This is a genomic window from Rhodococcus aetherivorans (genome assembly GCF_025722975.1).
Taxonomy (GTDB): Bacteria; Actinomycetota; Actinomycetes; order Mycobacteriales; family Mycobacteriaceae; genus Rhodococcus; species Rhodococcus aetherivorans.
The window spans coordinates 2,043,517-2,068,589 of record NZ_CP106982.1 but is presented as its reverse complement, the minus strand read 5'-3'; the positions used below and the strand labels follow the sequence as shown (position 1 = coordinate 2,068,589).

24 protein-coding genes and 1 pseudogene are annotated in these 25,073 nt (G+C 72.3%); 5 read left to right on the top strand and 20 right to left on the bottom strand.

Features of this window, described 5'->3' with window-relative positions:
• Nucleotides 1-148: 148 nt before the first annotated feature.
• Nucleotides 149-358, top strand: a complete 210-nt coding sequence (locus OCS65_RS09540; protein ID WP_006935908.1) for a BldC family transcriptional regulator — start codon at nt 149-151, stop codon at nt 356-358.
• 130 nt (nt 359-488) lie between these two features.
• On the top strand, nt 489-689 hold the full coding sequence (locus tag OCS65_RS09535; RefSeq protein ID WP_029545121.1) for a hypothetical protein: 201 nt from the start codon (nt 489-491) through the stop codon (nt 687-689).
• Nucleotides 690-862: 173 nt separating this feature from the next.
• Here the strand turns inward: OCS65_RS09535 and OCS65_RS09530 are convergent.
• The 7 genes and pseudogenes from OCS65_RS09530 to hemL form a co-directional block, all read right to left on the bottom strand.
• Nucleotides 863-1,771 (bottom strand): annotated as a pseudogene (locus tag OCS65_RS09530) (MinD/ParA family ATP-binding protein); the annotation flags it as partial.
• 95 nt (nt 1,772-1,866) lie between these two features.
• Nucleotides 1,867-2,850 carry a c-type cytochrome biogenesis protein CcsB gene (ccsB, locus tag OCS65_RS09525; RefSeq protein ID WP_029545125.1) on the bottom strand — a complete coding sequence of 328 codons (984 nt, stop codon included), beginning with the start codon at nt 2,848-2,850 and terminating at the stop codon, nt 1,867-1,869.
• Nucleotides 2,847-4,529 (bottom strand): cytochrome c biogenesis protein ResB, encoded by a 1,683-nt coding sequence (gene resB / locus OCS65_RS09520; protein ID WP_006935921.1) that lies wholly within the window; start codon nt 4,527-4,529, stop codon nt 2,847-2,849. Before resB ends, ccsB begins: the two co-directional genes overlap by 4 nt.
• Nucleotides 4,526-5,386 carry a cytochrome c biogenesis CcdA family protein gene (locus OCS65_RS09515; protein WP_006935923.1) on the bottom strand — a complete coding sequence of 287 codons (861 nt, stop codon included), beginning with the start codon at nt 5,384-5,386 and terminating at the stop codon, nt 4,526-4,528. The genes resB and OCS65_RS09515 overlap by 4 nt, the downstream gene beginning before the upstream one ends.
• A gap of 35 nt (nt 5,387-5,421) precedes the next feature.
• Nucleotides 5,422-6,036 carry a TlpA disulfide reductase family protein gene (locus OCS65_RS09510; RefSeq protein WP_043803231.1) on the bottom strand — a complete coding sequence of 205 codons (615 nt, stop codon included), beginning with the start codon at nt 6,034-6,036 and terminating at the stop codon, nt 5,422-5,424.
• A complete protein-coding gene (locus OCS65_RS09505) occupies nt 6,033-6,683 on the bottom strand; it encodes a histidine phosphatase family protein (RefSeq protein ID WP_043803234.1) in 651 nt (216 codons plus the stop codon). Before OCS65_RS09505 ends, OCS65_RS09510 begins: the two co-directional genes overlap by 4 nt.
• A gap of 50 nt (nt 6,684-6,733) precedes the next feature.
• Nucleotides 6,734-8,056, bottom strand: a complete 1,323-nt coding sequence (gene hemL / locus OCS65_RS09500; protein ID WP_231772623.1) for a glutamate-1-semialdehyde 2,1-aminomutase — start codon at nt 8,054-8,056, stop codon at nt 6,734-6,736.
• A gap of 81 nt (nt 8,057-8,137) precedes the next feature.
• Here hemL and OCS65_RS09495 point away from each other — a divergent pair, with 81 nt between their 5' ends.
• A complete protein-coding gene (locus OCS65_RS09495) occupies nt 8,138-9,706 on the top strand; it encodes an ATP-binding protein (protein WP_006935933.1) in 1,569 nt (522 codons plus the stop codon).
• Between the two features lie 10 nt (nt 9,707-9,716).
• Entirely contained in the window at nt 9,717-11,654 is a 1,938-nt protein-coding gene (locus OCS65_RS09490) for an acyl-CoA dehydrogenase family protein (protein ID WP_006935934.1), read from the top strand.
• Nucleotides 11,655-11,676: 22 nt separating this feature from the next.
• Here the strand turns inward: OCS65_RS09490 and OCS65_RS09485 are convergent, their stop codons facing one another.
• The 3 genes from OCS65_RS09485 to OCS65_RS09475 all read right to left on the bottom strand — a co-directional run bounded on the left by OCS65_RS09485 (nt 11,677) and on the right by OCS65_RS09475 (nt 15,194).
• Complete coding sequence (locus OCS65_RS09485; protein WP_006935936.1) at nt 11,677-12,522, bottom strand: cyclase family protein; 846 nt, start codon at nt 12,520-12,522, stop codon at nt 11,677-11,679.
• 12 nt (nt 12,523-12,534) lie between these two features.
• Complete coding sequence (locus OCS65_RS09480) at nt 12,535-13,680, bottom strand: PQQ-dependent sugar dehydrogenase (protein WP_029545131.1); 1,146 nt, start codon at nt 13,678-13,680, stop codon at nt 12,535-12,537.
• Between the two features lie 71 nt (nt 13,681-13,751).
• On the bottom strand, nt 13,752-15,194 hold the full coding sequence (locus OCS65_RS09475; protein WP_161995278.1) for an MFS transporter: 1,443 nt from the start codon (nt 15,192-15,194) through the stop codon (nt 13,752-13,754).
• Between the two features lie 58 nt (nt 15,195-15,252).
• Here OCS65_RS09475 and soxR point away from each other — a divergent pair, with 58 nt between their 5' ends.
• A complete protein-coding gene (soxR, locus tag OCS65_RS09470; RefSeq protein ID WP_050035619.1) occupies nt 15,253-15,708 on the top strand; it encodes a redox-sensitive transcriptional activator SoxR in 456 nt (151 codons plus the stop codon).
• Here the strand turns inward: soxR and OCS65_RS09465 are convergent.
• The 10 genes from OCS65_RS09465 to OCS65_RS09420 all read right to left on the bottom strand — a co-directional run bounded on the left by OCS65_RS09465 (nt 15,705) and on the right by OCS65_RS09420 (nt 24,899).
• On the bottom strand, nt 15,705-16,859 hold the full coding sequence (locus OCS65_RS09465) for a PQQ-dependent sugar dehydrogenase (RefSeq protein ID WP_006935947.1): 1,155 nt from the start codon (nt 16,857-16,859) through the stop codon (nt 15,705-15,707). The genes soxR and OCS65_RS09465 overlap by 4 nt on opposite strands.
• A 22-nt stretch (nt 16,860-16,881) precedes the next feature.
• Nucleotides 16,882-17,166, bottom strand: a complete 285-nt coding sequence (locus OCS65_RS09460) for a metal-sensitive transcriptional regulator (protein WP_003937563.1) — start codon at nt 17,164-17,166, stop codon at nt 16,882-16,884.
• A 25-nt stretch (nt 17,167-17,191) separates the two neighbouring features.
• Nucleotides 17,192-17,677, bottom strand: coding sequence for a hypothetical protein (locus OCS65_RS09455; protein WP_006935948.1), 486 nt, complete (start codon nt 17,675-17,677; stop codon nt 17,192-17,194).
• A gap of 204 nt (nt 17,678-17,881) precedes the next feature.
• A complete protein-coding gene (locus OCS65_RS09450; RefSeq protein WP_006935953.1) occupies nt 17,882-18,361 on the bottom strand; it encodes a hypothetical protein in 480 nt (159 codons plus the stop codon).
• A gap of 80 nt (nt 18,362-18,441) precedes the next feature.
• Nucleotides 18,442-19,419, bottom strand: a complete 978-nt coding sequence (hemB, locus tag OCS65_RS09445; protein ID WP_263510075.1) for a porphobilinogen synthase — start codon at nt 19,417-19,419, stop codon at nt 18,442-18,444.
• A 72-nt stretch (nt 19,420-19,491) separates the two neighbouring features.
• A complete protein-coding gene (locus tag OCS65_RS09440) occupies nt 19,492-21,057 on the bottom strand; it encodes a bifunctional uroporphyrinogen-III C-methyltransferase/uroporphyrinogen-III synthase (protein ID WP_006935959.1) in 1,566 nt (521 codons plus the stop codon).
• Between the two features lie 63 nt (nt 21,058-21,120).
• On the bottom strand, nt 21,121-22,134 hold the full coding sequence (hemC, locus tag OCS65_RS09435) for a hydroxymethylbilane synthase (protein WP_006935961.1): 1,014 nt from the start codon (nt 22,132-22,134) through the stop codon (nt 21,121-21,123).
• Entirely contained in the window at nt 22,131-23,585 is a 1,455-nt protein-coding gene (locus tag OCS65_RS09430; protein WP_006935962.1) for a glutamyl-tRNA reductase, read from the bottom strand. Before OCS65_RS09430 ends, hemC begins: the two co-directional genes overlap by 4 nt.
• On the bottom strand, nt 23,582-24,448 hold the full coding sequence (locus tag OCS65_RS09425) for a redox-sensing transcriptional repressor Rex (RefSeq protein WP_006935964.1): 867 nt from the start codon (nt 24,446-24,448) through the stop codon (nt 23,582-23,584). Before OCS65_RS09425 ends, OCS65_RS09430 begins: the two co-directional genes overlap by 4 nt.
• A 160-nt stretch (nt 24,449-24,608) precedes the next feature.
• The gene (locus OCS65_RS09420) at nt 24,609-24,899 is read right to left on the bottom strand and encodes a glutaredoxin family protein (RefSeq protein ID WP_231772619.1); all 291 of its coding nucleotides are present in this window, start codon (nt 24,897-24,899) and stop codon (nt 24,609-24,611) included.
• Nucleotides 24,900-25,073 lie beyond the last annotated feature (174 nt).

The window sequence follows — 25,073 nt, the reverse complement described above, 5'->3', positions numbered from 1 at the left end:
CGCCGCGCGCGGGCACCCTGCTGGTCGACCGTCCGTTTTGTCTATTACTTCCGCTTTACCAACCGTAGACCGTTCGAGCAACCGGGGTATTCGGTGTCAACATGGCCACGTCGATCCGAACGAGACGAAACACCCGGAAGGACCATCGATGAGCGCACCCGCATTCAACGGCGCGAAGGAATCGCTGCTGACCCCCGGCCAGGTCGCGGCCCTGTTCCACGTGGACCCGAAGACGGTCACCCGCTGGGCCCACGCCGGCCGGCTCGGCTCGCTGCGCACCCCCGGCGGTCACCGCCGCTTCCGGGAGTCCGAGGTACTCGCGCTGCTGCGCTCCCTCACCACCGAAGCCACCCGCTGATCCGAGGAGACGGAGGCCTCGTCGGGGACCCAGGCCACATCTGCACTCCCGCCACTACGAATAGACTGAAGGAGCAGGCCCGGCCGGCTGCGGAAACGCCGGCGGACTGCTCGCGGCGAGGAGGTGCGTGGTGCTCTACCTGTTGGCCATAGTCGGTGCCCTCACGATTGCGGTGCTGCTGTGGAAGGCGTTCGGTCCCGACCTTCGCTCCCGGCCGACCCGCGTGATCGGACCCGACGACGACCCGGACTTCCTGTGGAAGGTCGACCGGGAGTTCCGGCGCAGGTCCGCCGACGGCACCCCCGGACCCGATCAGGACCCCGGAGACTGATCTCCGGCCGAGTGACCTGTCCCGCCGCTGCGCTCGCCCCGGTGGCCTGTCCCGTCGCTGCGCTTGCCCCGGTGACCTGTCCCGTCGCTGCGCTCGCCCCGGTGACCTGTCCCGTCGCTGCGCTCGCCCCGGTGGCCTTTCCCGTCGCTGCGCTCGCCCCGGTGACCGCGACGCGGGAAGTCCGCGGCGACCCCCGCCGCGAGTTCCAGCAGGGCTCGCCGGGTGCGTGGCTGCAGCCGGGCCAGGTCCACCTCCGCACCCTCCTCGAGGTGCGGATCGAACGGCAGCACGTGGACGGCGCGGCAGCGCCGCGCGAAGTGCTCGACCAGCCGCTCCACGTCCACCTTGCCGGACCGGGGCCGCACGGCGTTGACCACCGCCACCGAGCGGGCCACCAGGTCCCGGTAACCGTGGGCGTCGAGCCAGTCCAGCGTCGCCGAGGCGCTCCGCGCGCCGTCCACCGATCCGGAGCTGACGACCACCAGCGTGTCCGCGTTCTCGAGAATCGCGCGCATCGCCGAGTGCATCAGTCCCGTGCCGCAGTCGGTGAGCACGATGTTGTGGAACCGTTCGAGGAGTGCCAGTGCCCGCTCGTAGTCCCGCGCGCTGAACGCCTCCGAGACGGCCGGGTCGCTGTCCGAGGCCAGCACCTCGAGGCGATGCCGGTTCTGTGAGGTGTGGGCCCGGACGTCGCCGTAACGGTGGATGTGCGCCTCGTCGCGCAGCAGCGTGCGCACCGTGCCGGACGCTCGGTCGGCGACCTTCTGGCTCAGTGTCCCCCGGTCGGGGTTGGCGTCCACCGCAACCACCCGGTCGCCCCGCAACGACGCGAACGTCGACCCGAGCGTGACCGTGGTGGTGGTCTTGCCGACCCCACCCTTCAGGCTCAGCAGCGCGATCCGGTAGCAGCCGTGCAGCGGTCCGCGCACCTGCTCGACCAGTTCGCGGCGCTGCCGGCCCCGCCGGCTGTCGCCGGGATCGATGCGCCCGCCGGTGCCGCGGTACACGGCCCGGCGCCACCCCCGCGCGGGCGCCGGCTGCACCCGGCTCACGAGAAGCGATGCGTCCAGATCCCGCGCCGACGGCTGCGCCGTCCCCGTCCGCTCGCCGTCCTCCGGCACCACGTCGTCCCCCGTCCCCGGTCCCCCACGGCCCGGCCGACGCGGACGATAACAGATCAGGTCAGGCCGGCGTACGAGTGCAGACCGGAGACGACCATGTTGATGATGAAGAGGTTGAACAGCATGGCGACGAAGCCGGCGACGTTGATCCAGGCCGCGCGCGTGTTGCGCCAGCCCGACGTCGCGCGGGCGTGCAGGTACGCCGCGTACATCACCCAGGTGATGAACGAGACGGTCTCCTTGGGATCCCAGCCCCAGAACCGGCCCCAGGCGGCCTCGGCCCAGATCGCGCCGAGGATGATGCCGGCACCGAACAGCGGGAACCCGATGATGGTGGTGCGGTACGCGAGACGGTCCAGGGTCTGCGCGTCCGGCAGGCGCTCGGCGATCCGGCCGAACACGCCGCGACCCTCCTCGCCCTTCGGGAACCGGATGCGCAGCAGGAACAGCAGGCTGGCGACGCCGGAGACCAGGAAGATGCCGCTGCCGACGCTGATGATGGTCACATGGATGGGCAGCCAGAACGACTGCAGGGCGGGCACGACGGGCGCGGCGTCGGCGTACAGCACGGTCGCCGCGAGGAACATCAGGATCAGCACCGGCACGAGAAGGTAGACCCACATGATCCGGTAGGCCGGCCGGCGCAGCACCACCAGGCCGAACAGCACCGCCGCGGCGCACGCCATCGACACGAACTCGTACATGTTGCCGAGCGGGAAGCGCTCGGTGGACAGCCCGCGCAGCACGATCGACGTGACCTGCAGGGCGGCCACCACGACGACGAGCGCGCGCCCCATGTTGCCGAGACGCTCGGACAGCGTCCGGCCCCGCGGCTCCTCCACCCGGCCCGGACCGTCCGGCGCCGAGGGCGGCTCGCCGGCCGCGCCGACGGCGACGAGCGTGCGCTCACGCTCGGCGACGAGATCGGCCCGGTGCGAGGCGTACTCGGCGATCAGCAACACCAGCGCGAGCACCAGCACCGCGAACGCCGATTCGAATGCCCAGTCGCTGTACTGCGCGAGGGTCTCGTTGAGGGTCATGCCTTCTTCTCCTGTGCTGCCTTCGCACGTGCGGTCGTGTCGTCGCCGAGCAATCGGCCGGTCAGACGCTCGAACTCGTCACCCCATCCGGCCTGGTCGGTCCGGGCGAGACCACCGAGTTCTACTACGGTACGTCGTTCCCCGTCGGCCACTGTACCGGCCGGGTAGGCCCGCACCCAGATCCGGCGGCGCTTGATCAGCAACGACACCAGTAGCCCCACCATCATCGTGATCGCCGAAACCAGCACCCAGGTCTGCGCCGGGTCGTGCGAGACCTGCAGGTTCACGAAATCGGTCGCGCCGTCGAAGCGGATCTGTGTCCCGTCGGGGAGCGTCACGCTCTCCCCCGCGAACAGGTTCACCCGGTCCTGCTTGACCAGCCGGCCCTGGTTGATCAGCTCACCGTTGAGGGAGAACAGCGACTGCGGGGTGCCGGTGTCGAGACCCGTGTCGCCCTTGTAGATGTCGATCGCGACGGCGGGATCGGTCAGCGCCGGGTAACCGGAGGACAACAGGTTGCCGTGGAACACCGCGGTGGGCGCGAACAGGCCCTCTATCGCGATCTGGTTGCGCCGCCGCTCGTCGGGATCCGGGTACATCCCGCCCGGCGGGTCGAACCGCATCGCGCCGCTGCTGAGGAAGGTGGTCGCGTCGTCGGGCCGCCACTGCAGCGTCTCGGTGCGGGTCTCGCCGTCGGGCCACGTCACCGTGAAGGACGGCGCGAAGCCGTGGCCCTGCAGGTAGACGCGGTCGCTACCGACCCGCAGCGGGTGGTTGACCCGCAGCTGCGCGTCGCGCCAGGTGTTCGTCGCCAGGTCGGCCCCCGCCTGGTAGTCGATGTTCGAGGTGAACATCTCGGCCTGCCCGTTGTCGAGATAGTCCGCGGAGAAGTCCTTCACGCGGATGCACATCGGAGTCAGGCCCGTGCCGTCGAGGGTGTTGCCCGCGCGGAACGAGTCGAACGCCGCCGGCGAGCTCGTGCAGAACTCCTCACCGTTGGCGACCAGGATGCGCTGGCCCTCGTAGCCGAACAGCTTGCCCACCGCGACCGCGGCGAGCAGACCCACCAGCGCGAGGTGGAACAGCAGGTTGCCGGCCTCGCGCAGGTACCCCTTCTCCGCGGAGAGCGTGAGCTCGCCGTCGCGCGCGCCGCGCCCCGCGGTCGTCTCCACGCCGCGCTCGGCGATGCGCCAGCCCCGCAGCTGACCGCGCACCCGGGCGAGCACCTCCTCGGGCGAGGCGTCGACCGTGGTCTCGAGGTGGTGCGGCAGCCGCGACAGGTTGCGCGGCGCCGGCACGGGCCGGGTGCGCAGCGCCCGGTAGTACTCCGTGCAGCGCGGCAGGATGCAGCCGATCAGGGAGACGAACAGCAGCACGTAGATCGCGGTGAACCAGAAGCTGCCGAACACGTCGAACAACTCGAGCCGGTCCAGGAGCGGCCCGAGGGTCGGGCGCGCGGCGATGTACTCGTCGACCTTGCCGGAATTGAGGCTGCGCTGCGGCAGCAGCGCGCCGGGGATCGCGGCCAGCGCGAGCAGGAACAGCAGCACCAGCGCGGTGCGCATCGACGTCAGGCCGCGCCAGGTGTTGCGGACGAACGCCGCGGTGCGACCGGCCGGGCCCTGCCGCGGCGGCGGGGTCGGCGACGGTGGGGCGGTGGGGGTGTCGGTGGCCGTCATATTGGCATCGTGACCTCGGAAATAAAGGCGTCCCGGATCCAGGAGACGAACACGTCCCAGGCGCCGGTGACGAGGGCGATTCCGACGGCCACGAGCATGAAGCCGCCGACGAGTTGGACGGTGCGGGCGTGGGCACGCAGCCAGCCCACCCCGCGCAGGGCCCGCGCCGAGCCCAGCGCGAGAACGACGAAGGGCAGCCCGAGGCCGAGGCAGTACGCCACGATCAACGCGACGCCCCGCGCGGCGGTGGTGCCCTCGGTCCCCGCGGCCAGGGAGATCACCCCGGCGAGCGTGGGACCGAGGCACGGCGTCCACCCGAGGGCGAAGACGCCGCCGAGCAGCGGCGCGCCTGCCAGTCCGGAGATGCGCCGGGGTTCGGGGCGGGTGTCGCGCTGCAACGCCGGGATCAGCCCGACGAACACCAGGCCCATCACGATGGTGACCACCCCGCCGATCCGCATCAGCACCTCGCGGTTGACGGAGAGCACGGAGATCGCGCCGAACACCGACGCGGTGGCGAGGACGAACACGACCGTGAATCCGGCGACGAACAGCGCGGCGGCCCCGGCGACGCGCAGGCGCCCGTCGTCGCGGACGGTGGTGGTGCGCCCGCGCGCCTCGGCGGCGGTCACCGCGGGGGCCTCGGCACCCACGACACCGGCCAGATAGGACAGGTAACCGGGCACGAGCGGCACCACGCAGGGCGATGCGAAGGACACGAGTCCGGCCAGCAGGCACGCCCCGAGGGCCAGCAGCAGCGGGCCGGACGAGGCGACCGACTGGAAGGTGTCCCCGATGCCCGCGGCGAGGACGGCCTCGCTCACCAGCGGATCACTGCTCACCACTGCACCACCCATGCCACTGCACCACCCATGTCACTGCACCACCCATGTCACTGCTCGGACGGACTTTCCGCGGCCACGCGCTCGACGACCGGCTGCAGATCGCTCGCGAGCAGTTCGGTCAGGAACACGGCGGCGACGCGGTGGTCACGGTCGAGGACGACCGTGGTCGGTACGACCGAGGTCGGGTAGTTCGCCCCCAGGGCGAGCAGCGAGCGCATCGACGGGTCGTAGATCGACGGGTAGCCCACCCGGTTGTCGACGACGAAATCCTGGGCCTTGTCGCGCTGGTTGTCGCGGACGTTGATGCCGAGGAACTGCACGCCCTGATCCTTGGTGGCCTCGTAGACCTGCTCGAGGTCGTCGGCCTCGCTGCGGCACGGGGCGCACCACTGGCCCCACACGTTGAGCACCACCACCTGGCCGGCGTAGTCGTCGAGCGAGAGGGTCTGCCCCTCGTTCATCAGGTCCTCACCCGACAGTGCACCGAGGGTGCCGCGGTCCGTGGGCGGGTCGTAGAAGATCCGGGTCTGGCCCCCGGGCGAGACGAAGTCGAAGGTGCCGCCGGTGGCGACGGCGTCGTCACCGGTGGCGCACGACGTGAGAGTGAGGCCGCAGGCCAGCGCCGCCGCCAGCGCCGCCCGTCGCGTGGCCCGGCGCCTCATGCGCCGTGGACGGTCGGGTCCGAAGCCCCGGCCGGTTCGGAGTAGACGATGTCGACGAGGGTGTCGCCCTGGTACACCAGCGAGGTCATCGATGCGAGGCTGCACTGACGGTGCTGCGGGTTGTGCCACAGCCGCTCGCCCTCGAGGAAGCGGCGCAGCGTCCACACCGGCAGCTGGTGGCTGACGCACACGGCCTCCCGGCCGACCGCGGCGATGCGGGCGGCGTTGACGGCGGCGAGCATGCGGTGCGCGATCTGCAGGTAGGGCTCTCCCCACGACGGGGTGAAGGGGTCGCGCAGCTTCCACCAGTGCCGCGGCCGGCTCAGCGCCCCGTCGCCGACGGCGACCCGCAGGCCCTCGAACTGGTTGCCCGCCTCGATGAGGTTGTCGTCCGTCGCCACCGGCAGGCCGTGCTTGTCCGCGATCGGCTGGGCGGTCTGCTGGGCCCGCTCGAGCGGGGAGGCGACGATGTGCGCGACGTCGTGGTCGGCGAGCGCCGAGGCCACCGACCGGGCCTGTGCCTCCCCGGTCACGGACAGCCGGAAGCCGGGCAGACGGCCGTAGAGGATGCCGCTGGGGTTGTGCACCTCGCCGTGCCGGAGCACGTGCACGATGGTGCGGGACTCGGACGGGGCAGGTTCGGTCACGTGGGAATTCCTCGGGTGTGCGTCGGGTGTGGTGGCGTGGGAGGGCCCGCTCAGGCGGTGGCGGCCGCCGCGGCCTTCGCTGCGTGCGGCAGTGCGTCGGCGATGCGGGAGAACGCGTCGTCGTCGAGCACGGAGGAGACGAACCACGTCTCGAACGCGCTCGGCGGGGCGTAGACGCCGTGGTCGAGCAGGGCGTGGAAGAACGCCGGGAACCGCCACGTCTGCGCGGCCTTGGCCTGCGCGTAGTCGGTCACCGGATCCTCGGTGAAGAAGACGCTGAGCATCGTGCCGGCGAACTGGACCCGGTGCGCAACGCCCTCGGCCGTGAGTGCCTCGCCGATCATCCGTCCGAGGGTGGTGGCGTTCCGGTCGAGCGCGGCGTAGGCGGCGCTGTCGGCGGCGCGCAGGCTGGCCAGCCCGGCGGCGACGGCGACCGGATTACCCGACAGGGTGCCGGCCTGGTAGACGGGCCCCGCCGGCGCGAGGTGGGCCATGACGTCGGCGCGGCCGCCGAACGCGGCCGCGGGCAGGCCGCCGCTCATCACCTTGCCGAACGTCATGAGGTCGCCGGCGACACCGTCGATGCCGTACCAGCCGGCCGGTCCCGCCCGGAACCCGGTCATCACCTCGTCCATGATCAGCAGCGCGCCGTGCTCGCGGGTCAGCTCGCGCAGGCCGGCGTTGAAGCCCGGCAGCGGCGGGACGGTGCCCATGTTGCCGGCGGCGGCCTCGGTGATCACCGCGGCGATCTTCCCCGGGTTGGCCACGAACGCCGCGCGCACCGCCTCGAGGTCGTTGTACGGCACGACGATGGTGTCCTCGGCCTGCGCACCGGTCACACCCGGCGACGTCGGCAGCCCGAAGGTGGCGACGCCGGAGCCGGCGTCGGCGAGCAGGGCGTCGACGTGACCGTGATAACAGCCCGCAAATTTGACGATCTTGGTTCGGCCGGTGAATCCGCGTGCCAGCCGCACTGCGCTCATCGTCGCCTCGGTGCCCGAGTTGACGAGCCGGACCTGCTCGACGGGCTCGATGCGCCCCACGATCTCCTCGGCGAGTTCCACCTCACCGGCCGTCGGCGCGCCGAACGACAGGCCCGTCGTGGCGGCGCTGCACACCGCGTCGACGACCGCCGGGTGCGCGTGGCCGAGGATCATCGGCCCCCACGAACACACCAGGTCGACATAGGAATTGCCGTCCACGTCGGTCAGCGTGTAGCCCGAGGCGGACGCGACGAAGCGCGGGGTACCGCCGACCGATCCGAATGCGCGGACCGGAGAGTTCACACCCCCGGGAATCACCTTCGACGCCCGGTCGAACAGTGCGGTGGAAACGGAGTCGCGGGCGCGAGATGCATCGGGGGTCGCAGTCACGACCTCCAGTGTCCCAGTTTCGCGGGATTTGCCAAAAGGCGTGGACCCTGCAACGGCGGTCGTTCCGGTAGGAATGTGACCATGGTCTCGTTCGACGACGTCCGGATCGCCCTCGCGGACCGCTTCCGGGTGGTCACCGCCGCGTTGTCCGCCGACGGCCGTGAGGTACTTCTCACCGGACCGGTGGACGTCGGTGTCGACGTCGGCGGGTTCGCGGTCGTCGAACTCGACGACGGGCGCCGTCTCGCCGTGCAGGTCCGCAGCGTGCGCATCGTCGAACGCGAGGGCGCCGACGTCGACGTCACCGTCGACGAACCGGGTCTGCCGGTGCGGTCGGTGCGGGGCCGGGCGATGGTGCGGACGCTGGCGGGTTCCGCGACCGTCCTGGGGGTGTTCGGCGACGGCCGGTTCGTCGCCACGCCGGAGACGGAGCCGTTTCCCGAGCGGCATGTGCGTCCGGCCACCGAGGCCGAGACCGCGACGATCGCCGCCGCGCTCGCCGGCACCCTCGACGTGGGCACCATGCTGCACGCCCCGGCGGTGCCGGCGCGGCTGCACCCGGCGGGCTTCGCCCGGCACACCTTCATGTGCGGCCAGTCCGGCTCCGGCAAGACGTACACGACCGGCGCGGTCCTCGAACGGCTGCTCGTCGCGACGACCCTGCCGATCGTGGTGCTCGACCCCAACTCCGACCACGTGCAGCTCGGCCGGCTGCGGGATCCGGGGGACGACTCCCCCGCCGCGCGCCGGCATCGCGAGGCCGCGACCGGAGTGCGGGTGGTACGGGCCCGCGGCGCCGACTCCGACCACCTGCTGTGCCTGGATCTCAGCGACCTTCCCCTCGTCGCGCAGGCGCTGCTGCTGCGCCTGGACCCGGTGCACGACCTCGACGAGTACTCGGCGTTGCGCCGCGTCACCGCCTCCCTCGCCGTCCCCTACTCGGTCGCGGACGTGCGGTCCGCGGCGGCGGCCGACCCCGCGACCGCGCGTCTCGCGACCCGCATCGACAACCTGGGGATCGCGGCGTGGGAGCTGTGGCGCCGGGGGGACGAACGCTCGGCCGCCGAACTCGACATGACGGCGGGCCGGTGCTTCGTGATCGATCTCGGCAGCCTGAACTCCCCCGGCGAGCGGGCCGCGGTGGCGCTCGGCCTGCTGGGCCGGCTGTGGATGCTGCGGCGGCGCCGCCTGCCGATGCTCCTGGTGGTGGACGAGGCGCACAACATCCTGCCGTCGGCCACGGCGGACCCGTTGTCGTCGAGCACCGCGGATCTGGGGGTGCTCATCGCCGGCGAGGGCCGCAAGTTCGGGCTGCACCTGTTCGTCGCCACGCAGCGCCCCGGGAAGGTGCATCCGAACGTCGTGTCCCAGTGCGACAACCTGTTGCTGATGCGCATGAACGGCAGCACCGACATCGAGGAGCTCGCACACCTGTTCTCGCACGTCCCGCCGGCGATGCTGCACCGCGCCACGACGTTCGGGCTGGGCCAGGCCCTCTTCGCGGGACCGATCGCTCCGACCCCCCTGCTGGCCCGCGTCGGGACACGGGTCAGTCCGGAAGGCGGCGCGGACGTCCCGACGGACTGGGCGCATCCTGCAGCCGATACCGGCGTTCTCACATACCCACACGAGGGGCCCGAATCGTCCTAGTGTCGAGTCCATGACGACCACAGCTGAGCACATCCGCATCACCCTGGACGGCGCGTGGCGGCAGGCGCGCGAGCGGGCCCGCGCGGATCTGGACCGGCCCGAGTTCGCCCCGCACTACACGCCGGACCTGGACGCGGCCCGGGCGATCACGCTGAAGCAGATGCGGATGCTCGCCGAATCCGGCTATGCCCGGGCGGGCTTCTCCAAGGCGGTGGGCGGGGGCGGCGACGCCGGTGGTGCGGTGGCGTCGATCGAGATGCTCGCCATGTCGGACCTGTCGCTGATGGTCAAGGCCGGGGTGCAGTGGGGCCTGTTCGGCGGCGCGATCGAGAATCTCGGCACGACCCGTCACCACGAGCGCTACCTCGGCCCGCTCATCGACCTCGATCTGCTCGGCTGCTTCGCGATGACCGAGACCGGTCACGGCTCCGACGTCCAGTCGCTCGAGACGACGGCGTCGTACGACCCGGGCACCGAGGAGTTCGTGATCCACTCCCCCACCCCGTCCTCACGCAAGGACTACATCGGCGGCGCGGCGCAGCACGCGACGGTCGCCGCGGTGTTCGCGCAACTGATCACCGGGGGCAAGTCCCAGGGCGTGCACTGCTTCGTCGTGCCGATCCGCGACGAGAACGGCGACGACCTGCCCGGCGTCACCACCTCCGACTGCGGCCACAAGGGCGGCCTGCCGGGCGTGGACAACGGGCGGATCATGTTCGACCACGTGCGGATCCCGCGGGAGAACCTGCTCAACCGGTACGCCGACGTCGAGCCCGACGGGACCTACGTCTCGGCGATCGAGAACCCGAACCGCCGCTTCTTCACCATGGTGGGCACGCTCGTGCGGGGCCGGGTCACCGTCGGCGGCTCGGCGGGTGCCGCGGCCCGCGTCGCGCTGTCGATCGCGACGCGGTACGCGTTGCAGCGCCGCCAATTCAGCGCCCCGGGCGACGAGAACGAGGTGCTGCTGATGGACTACCTGGTGCATCAGCGCCGCCTGCTGCCGCTCATCGCGAGGTCGTACGCGCTGACCTTCGCGCAGAACGAGCTGGTCTCGACCATGGACCGGATCCAGACCACGCCCGTCGACGACGTCGACCCCCAGGAGCAGCGTGAGCTCGAGAGCCGCGCCGCCGGACTGAAGGTCGCCAACACCGCCCACGCGACGCGCGCCATCCAGGAGTGCCGCGAGGCCTGCGGCGGCGCCGGATACATGGCCGAGAACCGGCTGACGGCGTTGAAGGCGGACACCGACGTGTTCACCACCTTCGAGGGCGACAACCACGTGCTGACCCAGCTCGTCGCCAAGGAACTGCTCACCGCCTACGCGGACGAGGTCCGCGGGATGAGCCCGGTGGAGTGGATGAAGTTCGCCGCCGTCACGGTGTCGGACATCGTCAAGAAGCGCACCGCCGCGCAGCAGATCCTCCAGACCCTCGTCGACACCCGGAAGGACAACGAGGAGGACGGCAGCCTCTTCGACCGGGGCACGCAGATGGCGATGTTCGAGTCCCGGGAGCAGTACCTGCTCTCGACGGCGGCGCGGCGGCTGCAGGCCGCGTCGAAGCGCGAGGAGAACATGTTCGACGCGTTCAACTTCGTGCAGGACCACGTGCTGCACGCCGCGCAGGCCCACATCGACCGGGTCGTGCTCGAGGCGTTCGTCGCGGGCATCGACTCGTGTCCCGACGAGGCGGGCCGCGAGCTGCTGTCGGACCTGTGCGACCTGTACGCGCTGAGTGTCATCGACGAGGACAAGGCCTGGTACATGGAGCACCGGCAGCTGTCGGTGGAGCGGGCGAAGGCCGTGTCACGCGGCATCAACGAACGCTGCCGGACCCTGCGCCCGCACGTGACGACGCTCGTCGAGGGCCTCGGCGTGCCGGAGCACCTGCTGGGGTCGGCGATGCTCGACGGTCCGGGCACGGACGCCGGTCGCCTCGGCTGACCCGCCGGGCCGGGTGCGCGGATCAGACCAGTGCCAGCACCCGGCACGGTCCGCCGGTGCCGCCGACGTGCTTGGGCGCGCCGACGACGACGGTCGCGCCGCGCGGCGGCACGGCCGCGAGGTTCGCCATCGCCTCGATGCCGTAGCGGCCCGCGCCGAGCAGCTCCACGTGGGCGCCGAAGTCGCTGCTGCTCGCCCGGTCGAGGCTGAGGGTGTCGACGCCGAGCCCCACGACGTTCCGTTCGTGCACGAGCATCCGCACGGCGTCGCGGTCGAATCCCGGCGCGTGCGGGATGCGCAGCGCGTCGGCGTTGACGAAGCGGGCGGGGTCGGCGAGGCGGGCCTCCCAGCCCGAGTGCATCGCGACGAACGCGCCCGGCGGGATCGGGCCGTGCTGCTGTTCCCAGGCCGCCACGTCGGCGACGGTGACCACGGAGTCGTCGTCCTGCGCGGCCTTGCCGGCGATGTCGACGACGGCGAGCGGGGCCACGAAGTCGCGCACCGGCAGCGCCTCGACGGTGGCGCCGCCGCGCACGATGTGGGCCGGGGCATCGAGATGGGTGCCGGTGTGCTCCCACAGCGACATCTCGTTGACGGCGAACCGCCCGGTGTCGAGCGTTGCGACGGGACGCATCGTGAACTGCTCGTTGCCGGGCCAGACCGGGAACTGCGGGGTCAGCGTGTGGGTCAGGTCGATCACCGCGTCGGCCCGCACGGGGGTGGTGTTCCCGCCGGCCCGTGCGGCGGGCGTCGCGGCGAGGCCCGCGGCGGTCACGCCCACTGCGGCGAGGAAGGACCGGCGGCCGAATCGGCTTCGGCTGTCCTGGATCTCGCGATACACCCGGTCGAGCACCGTCGGTGAGCACATCGTCTCGCCCTCTCAGTCGGCGGCAGGTTCCACCAGCAGGACGCGGTCGCCGCTTCCGTTGTCCGTCGTGACGAGCAGTGCCCCGTCGGGCCGCGCGGTCACCGACCGCAGCCGGCCGAATCGGCCCTCGAGCGCGGTCGCGGTCTCGTCCACCGCGCGGCCGTCGGCGGTGAGTTCGAGGAACAGCAGCTTCTCCTGCTGTTGGCTCGTGATCACCAGTGCGCCGTCCCACCCGTTCCAGCCGGCACCGGCGACGAACGTGCCGCCGGGAGTCGCGAGGGTGGGGGCGCCGGAACTCCACACGGCCCCGATCGCCCCCGGAACGCGGGCCGGGTCGGTCATGGGCACCGACTCGTCGTAGACGAACGGGAAGCGGTCGGGCCGGTAGCCGTAGTTGCCACCCGGCAGCAGCAGATTCACCTCGTCGTCGCGGCCGGTGCCCTGCTCGACCGCATAGAGTTCGCCGGTGCCGGGACGCTGCGCCAGTCCCTGCACGTTGCGGTGGCCGAGAGTGAACACCGGGCTGTTCGGATCGGGGGTGCCCGCCGCGGGAGTGCCGTCGGGATCGATGTGGAGCACCTTGCCGCCCAGGCTGTTCCGGTCCTGAGGAACCTGGGGGTCGGCGGTGTCGCCCGTGCCGACGTACAGCGATCCGTCGGGGTGGGCGAGCAGCCGGCAGCCGCCGTGACGGCCGCCCTGCCCGGCCGGAATGCCGGCGAGCACGGTGGCACCACGGGTCAATTCCGTCCATCCGGCATCGACCGTCCACGACTGCACGCGGATGTCGGTGCCGTCCGGGCCGCGATGACCCTGGCAGCTGTAGAGGGTCCGGCTCGTCCCGAAATCGGGCGCCAGCGCCAGTCCCATCAGACCGGTCTCGCCCTCGGCGTACAGGTCGGACAGGTCGGCGCGCACGTCGCGGACGTCACCGTCCGGGCCACGGGCCACGAAGCGGCCCCTGCGTTCTCCGGTGAGGATCGTCCCGTCCGGCGCGGCGACGACGTCCCAGGGCTTGCTCAGCCCCTCCATCAGTGGCGTCACGGTCAGCGCCGGCAGCGCGCCCGCCTCGGGTGGCGCCGCGTGGGCGCTCGGCGCCCCTGCCGCGAGCACGCCCGCTGCGATCGCCGCCGCGCACCTCCCCGGGATTCGCACGCGCATCTCCTCCTCGCCGGATCCCGGCGATGTTACGGAAGGCGATGCGCCGGACGGCGACGACACGCGCGGCGGCGTCAGATTCGTTCGGGTTCCGCTGCGGAGGAGTCCGCCGGGACCGACCGGAGCCGGTGCGCGCGGGCCGGAACCGCGCGGCGCGCGACGAGCACGCCGAGCACCGCCACGGCCGCGAACCCGAACAGCAGGAGCCGCGCCGAGCGCACGTCGGACGGTTGTCCCGCGTTGACGAGGACCCCGGCCAGTGCTGCGCCGAACGCGTTCGCGATCAACTGGACGGTGTTGATCGCGGCGGACGCCCTGCCGCTTTCGCGCGGGTCGGCGACGGCGTTCATCGCGCCGACCGCGAGGTGCGGCCACGCGATGCCGATGCCCGCGCCCGCGACGACCAGTCCCGTGACCCACGCCGCGACCGCAGCCGGTCCGGCCTCGTCACGCACGACGGTCGCCATGAGCGCGAGACCGAGGCCGACGAGCACCGGAGCGCTCACCACGATGCGGTGCACGGTCCGTGGCGCGGACGCCGAGGCGCTCGGGATCTCGCCGAGCGTCCACCCCACCGCGAGCGCGGCGCCGAGGAAGCCGGCGGCCAGCGGCGCGAGGCCGGCGAGGCGCTGCCCGAACAACGGGACGAACGTCTCGGCGGTCGAGGCGACCGCCAGCACTGCGATCGTCAGGTACACCCAGCGCAGCCGGGCGGTGGTGAACGTCGCCGCGGGCAGGATGCCGTGCGGGCTGCGGCGGTCGACGGCGACGAACGCGACCACGGCAGCGGACGCGACCGCGATGAGGGTGATCGTGGGCGCACTGCCGGTCACGACGGCGGCCACGCTGACCGCCAGGGCCGCGGCGGTGAGCAGGGCGAGCGAACCGAGCGGAATCCTGCCGGCATCCCGCGATCCGCGGGCGTGCGCCGGCAGGGTGAAGGGCACCGCGGCGGCGACCGCGAGCGTGCAGACCACTAGCGCGCCGAACGCCCATCGCCAGGCGTGGAACTGGGCGAACACGCCGCCGACGGCGGGTCCCGCAAAGGTCCCCACGCCCCACATCGCCGATACGAGCGCCGCGCCGCGGCTCCAGAGGCGTTCGGGCAGTGCACTGTTCAGAACGGCGTAGCCGAGCCCGGCGAGCAGGCCGCCGCCGAGTCCCTGGACCGCCCGGCCCGCCAGCAGCGTCTCCATGGACGGGGCGAGCGCACACACGAGGGTGCCGGCCGCGAAGGTCCCGAGCGCCACGAGGTAGGCGCCCCGGGGTCCGCGGGCGGCGAGGAGGCGGGCCACGGCCGTCGAGGAGATCACCGACGCGATGAGGAACACCGTCGCCGTCCACGCGTAGTAGGCGTGGCCGCCGATCTCCTCGACCGCGGTCGGCAGCAGGCTCGTGGTGAGGTACACGTTGGTGGCGTAGAGGGCAACTCCGCCGGCGAGAACCGATGCTGTACCGAGGTATTCGCGGCCGAGAAGTTCCGACCAGGAGCCGGCGCGAGTCGTGGATCCGTGCATGCCGGTGACTGTAGAGTCTCGAGTGCACTTGAGATCAAGCGCGGGGAACGGAGTCGTGATGAGCCGCACGAGCGAAGAACTGCTGGCGATCGGTGAGGTCTCCCGGCGCACGGGCGCCGCCGTGTCTGCGATTCGCTACTACGAGTCGCTGGGACTTGTGACGGCCCACCGCACCGCAGGCGGCACGCGCCGCTTCCCCCGGCACACGATCCGGCGCATCTCGATCATCCAGTTGGCGACCCGGTTCGGCATTCCGCTCGCCGAGGTGGCCGAGGTGTTCTCGGCGCTGCCGGCCGACAGGCCCCCGACCCGACGGGACTGGATGCGCATCTCGCGGGCATGGCACGAGCGCCTCGAGGAACGCAAGCAGGCGATCGACCGGATGCAGCGCGAACTGGCGGGGTGCATCGGCTGCGGCTGCCTGTCGCTGCAGGCGTGCACACTGTTCAATCCGGGCGATCGGCTGGGCGAGGACGGCGCGGGCGCGCGGCGCGTCGACCCAGGGGCACGCTAGACGGGGGCGACCTGCAGAATCTTGTCGCCGGAGCCGTTGTCGGTGGTGACGAGGAGCGAGCCGTCGGGCAGCGAGGTGAGCGACCGCAGGCGGCCGTACTCCCCCTCGAGCAGCGTCGCCGACTCGGTGACGCTGCGGCCGTCACCGGACAGGCGCAGCAGCAGGAGCTTCTCGTCCTGCTGGCTGCTGACGACGAGCGCACCGGACCACGGGCCCCACGCCGGCCCGGCCGCGAACGCCAGCCCCGGGGTGGCGATGGTGGGCGAGCCGGAACTCCACACCGCCGGGATCGCGCCGGGCACGCGCTCGGGATCGGTCATCGGCACCGATTCGTCGTACGTGCCGGGTTCGCGGTCGGGACGCCAGCCGTAGTTGCCGCCCGGCACGAGCAGGTTGACCTCGTCGTCGCGGCTGCTGCCCTGCTCCACCGAGTAGAGCCGGCCGGTGCCGGGCTGCAGCGCCAGCCCCTGCACGTTGCGGTGGCCGAGGGTGAACACGACGCTGCCCGGATCCGGGTTGCCGGGCGCCGGCGACCCGTCGGGGTTCAGGTGCAGCACCTTGCCGCCGAGGCCGGCCGGATCCTGCGGCGCCGTCGGGCGGGTGGCGTCGCCCGTGCCGATGTACAGGGTGCCGTCGGGGTGCGCGAGGATCCGGCAGCCGCCGTGGCGCCCGCCGCGGGCGACGGGCAGGCCCTCGACGACGGTGCGCTGCCGCGTCATCGTGGTCCAGCCGGGATCGACGGTCCAGGCGTAGACGCGGACGTCGTCGGGGTCGCGGTGCCCCTGGCACGCGTAGACGGTGCGGCTGGACTCGAAGTCGTGGCCGAGCGCCACGCCCATGAGCCCGGTCTCCCCCACCGCGTACAGGTCCGGCAGGTCGGCGCGCAGTTCCTCGACGCGCCCGTCGGGCCGCCGGACGACGAACCGGCCCGACCGTTCCCCGGTCAGCAGCGTCCCGTCGGGGGCCTGCACCACGTCCCACGGATGGTCGAGACCGTCGACGAGGGTGGTGACGGTGACCCGCGGCGCGGCCGGCGACTCGGGGACCGCGCTCGGCGTACCCGAGAGCACCGTCCGCGCGGGCTCCTCCGGCGCACACGCCGTCAGGACGCACGCCAGTCCCGCAGCGCACAGTCCGTGGGCGATCCGCATGCCGATCGGGCTCCTCGGGCGATCAGGGTTTGAGAACGAGGCGGGCGATCGCGTCCGAGGCCTCCTGGATCTTCGCGTCGGCCTCCGGTCCGCCCTGCCGGGCGGCGTCGACGACGCAGCCGGCCAGGTGCGCGTCCAGCAGCTTGAGCGAGACCGTCTGCAGGGCCTTGGTGACGGCGGAAACCTGGGTCAGGACGTCGATGCAGTAGCGGTCGTCCTCGATCATCCGGGCAATGCCCGCAACCTGTCCCTCGATCCGGCGCAGGCGCTTGAGCAGGTCCTCCTGGTGCGGGGTGTATCCGGCCATACCCGCATCGTACCCCTAGGGGGTATTAAAGCAAGGGTGGATCGGCGCGCTCGGCCAGCACCGTCCCGAGTTCGGACCGCAGCCGCTCGTGGTCCCTGGCCCAGGCCCGCACCAGGGCGCCGCCGCGCAACCGCAGGCCGACGGCCGTGCGACCCCGCGGCACGTTCGACAGCTCCCCCAGCGGCCGGGCCGTCTCCCAGCGCTCGGGTTCGCGGGCCCGGGGATCGGCCGGCGGCAGCACCGCGTCGATCTCCTCGAGCGGCAGCTCCTCGGTGCCGAGGCGCAGCGTCGCCGCGGTCAGCTCCACGCTCACGTGCCGCCGGGCCGCGACGACCGTCACGTACGCGAAACCGCTGAGGACGAGAGCGATCACCGGCAGGGAGACCCAGTGGACCACCGGCCCGGTCAGCAGCTCCACCGCGAGCACGACGACGCAGAGCACCGGGCCGAGCGCCACGGTGCGCCAATGCGCACCGGGCTCGTGGAATCGGGGCTCGGCCGGCTCGCTCACGTCGCGATCAGGCGCTGAGCATGCCCGGAACGACGACCAGCACCAGGGTCACCACACCCAGGACGGCGATGAGGCCGATCAGAACCAGCTCACGACGACGACCGTAGGGCCGGGGCTCCACCTGCATGAAAGTCCTCTTCGCTCGTCGGGAACGACCGCGCGGGCCGTGGGTCGTCAGACACCGTACTCCGCGCGCCCGGGGGGTCAGCTCGGGGGCAACCGAAGGAAGTACAGGTTCGGCTCGCGGCGGTGCATGAGCACGATCGCCCCGACCGAGCACACACCCTGCAGGATGCTCACGAGGCCGATCACGAGTCCGGCCCCACCGCCCAGCGCACCGACGCCGAACACCGTGGGGAGCGCCGTGAAGGTCAGGAAGACGCCGATCATCGTGAGCAGCATGCGCGCCCAGTTCCGGCCGCGGCGCATCGCGAAGACCACCAGCAGGAACAGGCCGGTGAAGGCCAGGCCCAGGACGGCGGTGATCCCGAAACCCAACGGCAGCAACGACTCCACCGATTCCCGGGGCATCTCCACCGGGGGCGTCTGCCGGGCCAGCTCGGCCGTCATCTGGTCGACGAACTCGTCCCTGCGCTCCCACATCAGCGCCACGCTCGCACCGAGGTACACCAGGCCCAGGACCGCGACCGCACACCACAGCTGGAACGCGGTCTCCACGTCCACGGGGGTGGGGCGCCGCTCCCCCGGCGCCGTCCCGGGCGGCGTGGCCGGCGGCCCGGGCCACTGCGACGGTTCGGGCGTGCTCACGTGAGCCGGCCCGCGACCTCGGCCGCCCAGTAGGTGAGCACGATGTCGGCGCCGGCGCGGCGGATACTCGTCAGCGACTCCAGAATTGCCGCGTCCCGGTCGATCCAGCCGTTCTGCGCGGCGGCGGTGATCATCGCGTACTCGCCGGAGATCTGATACGCCGCGACGGGCACGTCCGAGCGGTCCGCGACCTCGCGCAGCACGTCGAGGTACGACATCGCGGGCTTGACCATCACCAGGTCGGCGCCCTCGGCGAGATCGAGATCGACTTCGCGCAGCGCCTCCCGACGGTTCGCCGGATCCTGCTGGTAGGTGCGCCGATCGCCCTCGAGCGAGGAACCCACCGCGTCGCGGAACGGCCCGTAGAACGCCGACGCGTACTTCGCGGAGTACGCGATCTGCCCCACGTCCTGATGCCCCGCGGCGTCGAGCGCCGCCCGGATCGACGCGACCTGGCCGTCCATCATCCCGCTCGGCCCGAGCAGGTGCGCGCCCGCCTCGGCCTGCGCGACGGCCATCTCCGCGTACCGCTCGAGCGTCGCGTCGTTGTCCACCTCACCCGAAGCGCCCAGGACGCCACAGTGACCGTGGTCGGTGAACTCGTCGAGGCACGTGTCGGCCATCAGGACCGTCGCGTCGCCGAGTTCGGCGCGCAGGTCGCGCAGCGCGCGGTTGAGCACGCCCTCCGGGTCGGTGCCGCCGGATCCGCGGGCGTCCTTGTCCTCGGCCCGCGGCACGCCGAAGAGCATCAGCCCGCCGACACCGGCCTCGACCGCGGAGGTCGCCGCGGCCGGCAGCGAGTCGGGGGTGTGCTGGTACACGCCGGGCATCGAGGGAATCTCGCGCGGCGCGTCGAGCCCGTCGGCGACGAACATCGGCAGCACCAGATGCCGCGGCTCGAGGGAGGTTTCGGCGACCAGCCGGCGCATGGCCGGGGTGGTGCGCAGCCTGCGGGGACGGACATCGGGATACATCGGCGGACTCACCTTCCATGCAAGCCGTGCGCGGTTTCGGTAGCGGCAGCCACCGGAACCGCGCACGGTGGGTCAGCGGCGGGCGCGGGACTTCTTGCGGGGCGGCGGCAGCGCGCCCTCGGCCCGCAGCCGGGCGGCGTGCTCGGCGAGCGCCTCCACCAGGGGACCGATCTGGGCGGTCTCCGGCTGCACGTCCACCCGCAGGCCGAACTCGATCGCGGTCTCCGCGGTCTTCGGCCCGATGCACGCGACGATGGTGCGCGCGTGCGGCTTACCGGCGATACCCACGAGGTTGCGGACCGTCGAGGACGAGGTGAAGCACACCGCGTCGAACCCACCGGTCTTGATCATCTCGCGGGTCTCGGCCGGCGGCGGCGCTGCCCGCACCGTGCGGTAGGCCGTCACGTCGTCGATCTCCCAGCCCCGCTCGCGCAGGCCCTCGGCGAGGGTCTCGGTGGCGATGTCGGCGCGCGGCAGCAGCACCCGGTTGACCGGGTCGAAAACGTCGTCGTACGGGGCGAACTCGGCCAGCAGGCCCTCGCTGGACTGCTCACCGGAGGGCACCAGCTCGGGGGTGATCCCGAACGAGCGCACCTTGTCCGCCGTCGCCTGCCCGACACACGCGATCTTCACGCCCGAGAAGGCGCGGGCATCGAGGCCGAACGCCTCGAACTTCTCCCACACCGCGCGCACCGCGTTGGTGGAGGTGAACACCACCCACTGGTAGCGGCCGTCCACGAGACCCTTGACGGCCCTCTCCATCTGGGCCGGGCTGCGGGGCGGCTCGACGGCGATGGTCGGCACCTCGATCGGGATGGCGCCGTGCGCGACGAGCCGCTCGCTCATCTCCCCGGCCTGCTCCTTGGTGCGCGGCACCAGCACCGTCCAGCCGTACAGCGCGCGGGACTCCCACCACGAGAGCTTGCCGCGCTGCGAGACGATCTTGCCGACGGTGACGATGAGCGGCCCCACCAACTCGGAGCCGGCATCGTTGAGCGTGGCGAGGGTGGCCTCGACGGTGCGCTGTTGACGGGTCGTGCCCCGGACGGTGATCGCCGCGGGGGTCTGCGGCGCCAGCCCGTGCTCGACGAGGGCGCTGGCGGTCTCCGCGAGGTGACCGGACGTGGCGTGCAGCACCAGCGGGCCGGGCGCGGCGGCGAGCGCCGCCCAGTCCACCTCGCCGCGCACGTCGACCTCGGTGTGGCACGAGCCCAGGGCCATGCCCGCGTAGCTCGGCACGGCCGAGCCGGGGGTCAGGCCCGGCAGGACCTCGAACACCACCTGGGTGCGGGCGACGGCGTTGACCTCGGCGATCACCGAGTCGGTGGTCAGCGGATCACCGGCGACGAGGCGCACGACGTCGTGGCCGTTCTTCGCCTCCGCGACGAGGGTCTTGGCGACCTCGGTGGGCTCGCCCAGCGCGGGACGCACCTCGGCGACGGGCTCCCCGGTCTCCGGGTCCCGGCCGGCGGTGGTACCGACGAGCGCGACCACCCCCTTGTCGACGTCGGGGTCGGTGAAGGCGATCGTCGCGCCCGCGAGCACGTCGCGGGCTCGCACGGTCAGCAGAGCCGGGTCGCCCGGCCCAGCTCCCACGAACAGGATCCGTCCGGGATTGTGCTTACGGACTCGGCTCATCGGTCATTCTCCAGTGCGGTCAAATCTGCGGTAAGGGGAAACCTGGGGTGTGGACGGAGGGCGTCAAACATCTGCGGTGCCCTGTTCCGGCGCGTCGTCCGCACGGCTGGTCATCAGCTCGCGCGCACCGAGATCGAGCAACTCGCGGGCCACCGCCCGGCCCAGCTCCTCCGCGCGGTCGGGATCGCCGACGGCGCTCGCGCGCAGCACGTCCGAGCCGTCCAGGGCGGCGGCGCAGCCGCGCACGGACAGTTCCTCGATCACGCGGCCGTCGTCGTCGAGGGATTCGACGACCTCGGCAACGGCCCCGACCGGGGCGGTGCAGCCGGCCTCGAGCTCGGCGAGCAGGGCCCGTTCGGCGACGACCGCGACGCGGCTGGCGCGGTCGTCGAGGCCGGCGAGGATCTCGATCAGTGCGGTGTCCCCGGCGCGGCATTCGACCGCGAGGGCCCCCTGGGAGGGCGCCGGCAGCATCTGCACCGGCTCGAGCGACTCGGTGATCCGGTCGAGGCGGCCGATGCGCGAGAGCCCCGCCCGGGCGATGACGATGGCGTCCAGTTCGCCGGACGCGACCTTCCCGAGCCGGGTGTCGATGTTCCCGCGCAGCGGCTGGATGTCGAGGCCCAGGCCCATGGCGGCGAGCTGGGCACGCCGCCGCGGCGCGGAGGTGCCCACGCGGGAGCCGGGCGGCAGTTCGCCGAGCACCAGGCCGTCGCGGGCGACGAGCGCGTCACGCGGATCCTCACGCGGCGGCACGGCCGCGATCACCAGACGCGGATCCTGCGCGGTCGGCAGATCCTTGTACGAGTGCACGGCCAGGTCGACGTCGCCGGCGAGCAGCGCCTCGCGCAGCTCGGCGGTGAAGACGCCGACGCCGATCCGCTCGACCGGACCGGCGGTCACGTCGCCCTTGGTGGTGATGACGACCAGCTCGGCGGGATGGCCGGCGGCGATCAGCGCGTCCCGGACGGTGCCCGCCTGCGTGGTCGCCAGCAGGCTGCCGCGCGTTCCGATCCGCAGCGTGCGGCTGCCGGTCCCGGCTTCGATCCGGGTGTCCGATGCGACCTCGGCGCTCATGCCTGCCTTTCCTCTCGGGGAGCCCCCAGCGGCCCGGGAAACTGCTTCCGGGGAGCCTGCAGCTCCGTGGTGACGGCCGGATCCAGCGCGGCCGAGAGATCGGTCGCGCCGGTCACGTCGGGCAGCGCGCCGAGCTCCTTCGCCACCGGGGTGGCGACGGCCTCGGCGGCACCCGGACGCAGTTCGAACAGCTCGCGCAGCGCCTCGGCGTACTGGTCGCCGCCGGGGGTGGACGCCAGTTGCTTGACGCGCACCGTCGGCGCGTGCAGCAGCTTGTCCACGACGCGGCGCACCGTGCGGGCGACCTCCCCGCGCTGACCGTCGTCGAGCCCCGGCAACCGGGACTCGAGCCGCAGCAGCTCGCCCTCGACGACCTCGGCGGCACGCTGGCGCAGGGCGGTGACGGTGGGGGTGACCTCGGCGAGGCGCTGGGACGCGAGGTAGTCGGCGAGTTCGCCGGCGACGATCGAGCGGGCGGCCTCGGTGTCGGAGGCGGCGGCCCCGGCCGCGGGATCGCGTTGCAGCGACTCCATGTCGAAGACGGTGACGCCGGGCAGACCCGAGACGGCAGGCTCCACGTCGCGCGGCAGGCCGAGATCGCAGATCACCAGCGGGCGGGTGCTGCGCTCGGGCTGGGCGAGGGCCCGGTGCGCGTCGGCGAGGGTGACGACCGTACCGACGGCCCCCGTGCAGGTGACGGCCACATCGGCCTGCGACAACGCGGCGGCGAGCCGCTCGAACGGCATGACGTCGGCCTCGACGCCGTTGCCGCGTGCGGTCTCGGCGAGCCGCTCGGCGCGCTCGCGGGTCCGGTTGACCACCACGATGCGCCCGATTCCGGCGCGGGTGAGGTGCGCGACGGCGAGCCCGCCCATCGCGCCCGCGCCGATCACGGCGGCGGTGCGGCCGGCGAGACCGTCGAGCGATGTCGCGGCCTTGTCCAGCGCCACCGACACGACGGAGGCACCCGCCGCGTCGATGCCGGTCTCGGTGTGCACCCGCTTGCCCACGCGCAGCGCCTGCTGGGCCAGCTCGTGCAGGGCCCGGCCGGCGGCCTGCTGGGCGTCGGCGCTCGCGTAGGCGGTACGGATCTGGCCGAGGATCTGCTGCTCGCCGACCACCATGGAGTCCAGCCCGCTGGCCACGGCGAACAGATGCTCGGCGGCCGCCTCGCTGTAGCGCACGTACGCATGCTTGTGCAGGTCGACGAGGGTCAGGCCCGAGTGCTCGGCCATGAGCTCGCTGACGTCGGCCAGCGCACCGTGGAACGCGTCGACCACCGCGTAGATCTCCACCCGGTTGCAGGTGGAGACGATCATCGCCTCCGAGATGTGGTCGGAGGCCATCATCTTGTCGGTCAGCTTGGGTCGATCGGTGTCGGTGACGGCGACCTTCTCGAGGACCGAGACGGGCGCGGTCCTGTGCGAGACCCCGACGAGGAGAACACTCACGGCGCAATCACCGATCCGTTTCTTGTCGCTGCCGAGGCCACTGGGCTCGGCGTTCCTGATGCGGTGTGCCCGTTCGCGCTCGGCGCGGTGAGCCCCGACGCGGCGCGCCGGGTGTCGGTCAGGCCCGCGTGACTGCCACCCGCCACCTGGGCGAGTGCGTCGTTGCGGGCGCTGTGGAACGAGAGGACCTGCATTTCCACGGACAGGTCGACCCGCCGGACCTCGACATGGTCGGGCACCGCGAGGGGCGCCGAGGCGAAGCTCAGCACGGACCGGACACCGGAGCGCACCAGCAGGTCGCACACACCCTGGGCGGCGGCGTCCGGGGTGGCGATGACGCCGATCGTGGCACCGAGTTCGCGGGCGGCCGCTTCGAGCCCGTCGACGTGGCGGATGGTCAGGTTCCCCACCCGCGTCCCCACCCGCGCCGGGTCGGCGTCGAACAGTCCGGCCATCGTGAACCCTCGGCGGTCGAAGCCGGCGTACCCGGCCAGGGCACGGCCGAGATTGCCGACGCCGACGAGCACCACGCGGTGCCCCCGGTCGAGGCCGAGTGCGTTCTCGATGCGGGCCTGCAGGCGCAGCACGTCGTAGCCGACGCCGCGCACCCCGTTGGGCCCGAGAAAGGACAGATCCTTGCGAAGCTTCGCGGAACCGACCCCGGACGCGGTGGCGAGTTCCTCGCTCGAGACGATGAGCGTGCCCTCGTCGGCGAGCATTCCGAGGACCCGCAGATACGTCGCGAGACGCGTCACAGTAGCCTGGGGGATGTCCCGCACAGGGACACCGGGAGACGCACCCCCGCCGACTTCGGCGACGCCGCCGCGGGCAGCGTCGCCCTGCGGGGGGTGCAGCTCTGTCACGTTCGTGGCTCCTCGTCCGGCCGACGGGTACACGTCGGTCCTCACGGTGATCCGGGGGATTCGTTCACACCACGGTAACCGCTTGTGAAGCCCTGCACAAAGTTGCTCGAACGGCCCCGAATGTGCTTCTCACCTGCACGACGGTTCCGCCCAGGGGCGCTCAACCGGCGAGATCGGCCCGCAACCGCGGCTCGTCGACCTCCCAGTAGCTGTGCTCACGGCCGTCGAGCAGCACCACCGGCAGACGATCGCCGAATTCGGCGCGCAGGTCGGGATCCGTTGAGGCAGCCCGATCGACGTCGATGCACGTCAGCCCGGCTCCGAACTCGTCGCACAGTTGCTCAAGCAGAGTCAGTGCCGGCGCGCAGGCACCGCAGCCGGCTCGGACGAGGAGGGTGATCTCGTGGCAGGTGCCGGATGTGGCGGCGGGTCCGGGCAGATGTTCGCTCATGGGGTCAACTGTGCGTCATACCCCGCCGAGACGAACGTCACACCCACCGGCCACATGCGGCAACGCGCGGAGGGGGCCGTGTCGCGGGCTAGGCTGGGGCGGTCTGCCACACACGACGGCCGGCCGCCGACGAACCGGCCGGCAGCACTCGACGGCGCGGCCGTCGCGCAACAG